Below are 5,202 nucleotides of genomic sequence, written 5' to 3' on the forward strand. Positions count from 1 at the left end.
ATCCGGCTCTGATAGAGCGTCGCGCCGACGGCGCAGGCGCTGACCCCGGTCCGCTTCACGCTGGATTGGCGCTTCCAGGGCGTCCATTCCTGGTTCTACCTGGCGCGCGAGCGCGGCTGGTTCCGCGAGGCCGGGCTCGACGTGACGATCGACCAGGGCGAGGGCTCCACCGCCACGGTCACGCGCATCATGGCCGGTGCCTATGATGCGGGCTTCGGCGACCAGAATGCGATCATCCAGCAGGCGGCGAACCGCCCCGGCGAGGCGCCGGTGATGGTCTACCAGATGTACAACACGCCGCCCTTCGCGCTGATCACCAAGGCGTCGGGCCCGATCCGCACCGTGGCGGACATGGCGGGCAAGCGCATCGGCGGCTCGCCCGGCTCCACCACGATGCAGCTGCTGCCGCTGTTCGCGCGGCTGAACGGGCTCGACCTGGCGAAGAACCCGGTCGTCTCCATCGCGCCGGCGCTGCAGGAGCCGATGCTGCTGCGCGACCAGTTCGACCTCGGCGCGGTCTTCACCGTGACGGCGCACACCAATTTCCGCGCGCTCGGCCTCGATCCGGACAAGGACCTGCGCTGGTTCCTGTTCTCCGACTTCGGGATCGACCTCTACTCGAACGGCACGATGGTCTCGCAGCGGCTGCTGCGCGACAATCCGAACGGCGTGCGCGGCATGGTCGCGGCGATCAACCGCGCGATGCTGGAGATCGGCCGCAACCCGCCGCTCGCGGCCGAGGTGATGCGCCGCGTGGACGCCACCATCAATGCGCCGATGGAGATCGGCCGCGTGGAGTTCGCCTGGCGCACGCTGATCGCGACGCCGGAAGGCCGCCGGCTCGGCGCCGGCGACGTGGACGATGCGCGTCTCACGCGCGCCATCGCCCAGGCGGTGGAGGTGTACGGCCTGCCGCGCACGCCGGCGAACTCCGACGTGTTCCGCCGCGACTTCCTGCCGCCGCGCGCGGCGCCGCCGGGCGCGGCCGGTTCGAGCTGCAGGGCGTGACCGTCTGGCGCCTGTCGGACGGCGGGCGCCCGCTCGCGCGGATCGAGGCGCCGCGCGCCCATCTCGCGCCCGGGCGCTGGGTGCTGGAGGACGCCGTCACGTTCGGCCCCGACCGCCGCCCAAGCCCGCCCGGTGCGATCGAGCTGCCGACCGAGCTGACCGCCGGGCGCATCGAGGACAGCTTCGCCTCGCCCGAGACGCTGAGCTTCTGGTCGCTGCCCGACTTCATCGCCGTGCTGGAGGAAGCCGGCTTCTCCGCCGTGCGGCACCGCATCCAGTTCCAGTCGCTGCTGGCGATGCCCGTGCTGGCGCTGGCGATGGCGCTGCTCGCGGCCGGCTTCTCGATGCGCCACAACCGCCGCGGCGGCGTGGCGCAGATGATCGCCGGCGGCGTCGCCGCGGGCTTCGCACTGTTCGTGGTGGACCGCGTGAGCAACGAATTCGGCGAGGCCGGGTCGCTCCCCGTCCTGCTCGCCGCCTGGGCGCCGACGGTCGCCGGCCTCCTGCTGGCGCTGGCGCTGCTGCTGCACCTGGAAGACGGCTGATGGCGAGACTGCGACGCGGCCTGCTGCTCCTCGCGCTGCTCGCGCCGCCCGCGCCGCTGGCCGCGCAGGGCCTGCCGGGCCTGGATGGCCGCGCCGCCGCCTCCGACGAGCCGGTGACCTTCACCGCCGAGGAGGTGGAGTTCGACCAGAACGCCGACACCGTCACCGCGCGCGGCCGGGTGGAGGCCTGGCAGGGCAACCGCGTGGTGCGCGCCGACCAGTTCACCTACAACCGCGCCACCGGCGTCGCGACCGCGACCGGCAACGTCGTGCTGATCGAGCCCGACGGGCAGATCCTGTTCGCCGAGCGGGCGGAGCTGTCGGGCGGCATGCGCGACGCCGTGCTGGAAGGCATCCGCGGCCTGCTGGCCGGCAACACGCGCGTCGCCGCCGCGGGCGCGCGCCGCACCGGGGGCGACATCACCGACCTCTCCCGCGTGGTCTATTCGCCCTGCAACCTCTGCCCCGAGGACCCGGACCGCGCGCCGCTCTGGCAGCTGCGCGCCGGCATCGCCAGCCTGCATTCGCAGGAACAGCGCGTGCGCTACCGCGACGCCTCGCTCGAGATGTTCGGCGTGCCGGTGCTCTACGCGCCCTATTTCAGCCACGCCGCGCCGGGCGCGCCGCGGATCAGCGGCTTCCTCTCGCCGACCTTCGGCGTCACCAAGCTGCTCGGCGGCTTCTACGAGCAGCCCTTCTACTGGGTGCTCGACGACAGCGCGGACGCCACCATCCGCGCCACCGTCTCCACCGAGCAGATCGGCGGGCTCGCCCTGGCCTATCGGCGCCGGTTCAACAGCGGCGTCGTCTCGCTCGACGGCTCCTTCGGCAACCTCCAGGGCAACGACGTGGACCAGGAGGGGATCGGCTGGAACTTCTTCTCCCAGGGCCAGTTCTCGCTGGACGAGACCTGGCGCGCCGGCTTCGCGCTGAACCGCGCCTCCTCGCGCGACTACCTGCGCGCCTATCGCTACGGCTCGCCGCAGGTGCTGACCTCGAACGCCTATCTCGAGGGGTTCTGGGGCGTGCAGGGCTACGTCCGGGCCGACTCGCGGCTCTATCAGAGCCTGCTGCAGACCAACACCACCGGCCAGGTGCCCCTGGTGCTGCCCTATGGCTATGCCGAATACCTGTTCTCGCGGGACAGCCTGGGCGGCCAGTTCCGGGTGGACGCGCAGGGCTACGCGATCACCCGCGACCAGGGCACCAATTCCCGCCGGGTCGGCAGCCGCGCCGCCTACGAGCTGCCCCTGCTCGGCCATGCCGGCGAGATCTGGACCATCAGGGCACAGGCGGACGTGCTGGCCGGCTATGTCCAGGACCTGCAGGCCGCGCCCTTCTTCGGGCCGCCCGGCCAGGACGGCAACTGGACCAACGGCAATGTCCGCGCCGCGGTGGACCTGCGCTGGCCGCTGGCGCGCTCCGCGGGCGAGTGGGGCACGCATGTGCTGGAGCCGCGGGTGCAGTTCGTCACCGGCCCGAACACCGGCCGGCAGACCAACATCCCGGCCGAGGACAGCCTCGACCTGCAATTCACCGACGCCAACCTGTTCGACCTGAACCGCTACCCCGGCCGCGACCGCCAGGAAGGCGGCACGCGGATGGACGCGGCGATCCGCGCGGCCTGGCTGTTCCCCAATGGCGGCCAGCTCGAAGGCCTGGTCGGCCGCAGCTTCCGCACCAGCGACGAGGCGCTGTTCCCCGCCGGCTCCGGCCTCGAGAACCAGCGCTCGGACTATGTCGCGCGCGCCCGCCTCGCGCCCGTGCCCTGGTTCGAGATCATGGGCCGCAGCCGCTATTCCGCCGAGACCGGCGAGCAGCAGCTCTGGGACATCACCGGCACCGTCTTCGGCAACGGATACTCCCTCAGCGCCGGCTACCTGGGCACCCAGGCGGCCTACAACAATTCCTATCCGAAGCGGAACGAGATCAGCCTGGGCGGCTTCCTCCAGGTGAACGACAACTGGCGGGTCGGCGCCTTCGGCCGCTACGACCGCTTCCGCGACGAGCCGGTGGCCGCCCAGGGCGTTCTCGCCTACGAGGACGAATGCCTGATCTTCGAGGCCCGGCTGATACGCCGGTGGGTGCAGGACCCCGTGACCCTGCAGGACGACCCCACCGGCACCATGCTGCTGTTCCGGGTGACGCTGAAGACGATCGGCGACTTCGGCATCCGGGCCCTGTGACCGCCCGCAACCCCGGGGCCGGCGGCGAGGCCCTTCCCTCGCACGCCCCGCGCCACTAGGAATCCCGGATGCGCCCCCTGCTCCGCGCCCTGCTGCTCTGCACGATCCTCGCCGCCGCGGCCGCCGCGCCGCCTGCCCTGGCGCAATCCACCCGCATCGTCGCGGTGGTCAATGGCGACATCGTCACCACCGCGGATGTGGAGGGACGGCGCCGGCTCTTCGCCATCAATGCCGGCCTGCCGGTCTCGCCCCAGGTGCTCGACCGCCTCACGCCGCAGGTGACGCGCCTGCTGGTGGACGAGCGGCTGCGCATGCAGGAGGTGCAGCGCCGCCGCGTCGCCGTCACGGATGTGGACGTCGCCAGCGCGGTCGCCGATCTCGAGCGGCGGAACAACCTGCCGGAGGGCGGACTGGTCACGCAGCTGCGCCGCGCCGGGGTGGAGCCGCGCGTGCTCTACGACCAGATCCGCGTGCAGATCGGCTGGGCGCGTCTGATCCGCGCCCTGCTCGGCGCGCAGGCGCGGCCGAGCGAAGCCGAGATCAACGACTACATCGCCGCCCAGAAGGCGCGCACCGGCCAGCCCGAATTCCTGGTCTCGGAGATCTTCATCCCGGTGGACGACCCCTCCGAATCCGGCCAGGTGCAGCGCTTCGTGGATGACGTGGTGGGCCAGCTCCGCTCCGGCGTGCCCTTCCCGCTCGCCGCGACGCAGTTCAGCCAGTCGCAGACGGCGCTCGCCGGCGGCGACCTCGGCTGGGTCGGGCCGGAGGCGCTGGACCCGGCGGTGGCCGCCGTCGTCACCCAGATGCCGCCCGGCGCGATCGCCAACCCGATCCGGGTCCCCGGCGGCTACCAGATCGTCGCCCTGCGCCAGCGGCGCCTGGTCGGGCGCGACGAGGTGACGATCCTCAGCATGCGCCAGGTCTTCTTCCCCTTCACCGCCGCGCTGAACCCCGATGCGCCGGACCCGCAGCAGCTGCAGCAGCTGCAGCGCGCCCAGGCGCTGGCCGGCTCGGCGCGCGGCTGCGAGGCGATGGAGGCGGCGGCGCGCACCACCGGCAGCGACCGCCCCGCCGATCCGGGCGAGGTGCGGCTGGAGCAGCTGAACCCGCCGCCGCTGCGCCAGCTCATCGCCGGCCTGCCGATCGGCCGGGCGAGCGAGCCGATCATCGCGCCGGACGGCATCGCCGTGATCATGGTCTGCTCGCGCGAACGCCGGAACGAGGGCGAGGTCACGCCGGACATGGCGCGCTCGGCGATCGTGCGCGACCGCGCTGAGCTGCTGGCGCGCCGCCTGCAGCGCGAACTGCGCCGCCGCGCCCAGATCGAGATGAGGAATACTTGATTTTGCGCCCTCAGACGCCGGGCGCGCGCTCCGCGCGCTTGGCTTCGTCATGCCAACGGCATGCTATGCGCATGACGCACTGGCCGCGGGCCGCATTCGCGGCCTCGGGCCGCGCAG

4 protein-coding genes are annotated in these 5,202 nt (G+C 72.5%); all 4 read left to right on the plus strand.

Annotated features, from left to right (window positions below; all coding sequences use genetic code 11):
* Positions 1-60 precede the first annotated feature (60 nt).
* The 4 genes from AC1MIR_RS05340 to AC1MIR_RS05355 all read left to right on the plus strand — a co-directional run bounded on the left by AC1MIR_RS05340 (position 61) and on the right by AC1MIR_RS05355 (position 5,085).
* Positions 61-1,008 (plus strand): ABC transporter substrate-binding protein, encoded by a 948-nt coding sequence (locus AC1MIR_RS05340; protein WP_480028710.1) that lies wholly within the window; start codon positions 61-63, stop codon positions 1,006-1,008.
* A complete protein-coding gene (locus AC1MIR_RS05345; RefSeq protein ID WP_480027151.1) occupies positions 1,005-1,553 on the plus strand; it encodes an LptF/LptG family permease in 549 nt (182 codons plus the stop codon). The genes AC1MIR_RS05340 and AC1MIR_RS05345 overlap by 4 nt, the downstream gene beginning before the upstream one ends.
* Positions 1,553-3,739: an LPS-assembly protein LptD gene (locus AC1MIR_RS05350; RefSeq protein ID WP_480027152.1), complete on the plus strand. Its 2,187-nt coding sequence runs from the start codon at positions 1,553-1,555 to the stop codon at positions 3,737-3,739. Before AC1MIR_RS05345 ends, AC1MIR_RS05350 begins: the two co-directional genes overlap by 1 nt.
* A 68-nt stretch (positions 3,740-3,807) precedes the next feature.
* Complete coding sequence (locus tag AC1MIR_RS05355) at positions 3,808-5,085, plus strand: peptidylprolyl isomerase (RefSeq protein WP_480027153.1); 1,278 nt, start codon at positions 3,808-3,810, stop codon at positions 5,083-5,085.
* The last annotated feature ends 117 nt before the right edge of the window (positions 5,086-5,202 follow it).

The sequence above is a fragment of the Falsiroseomonas sp. RANM36 genome, assembly GCF_056682175.1.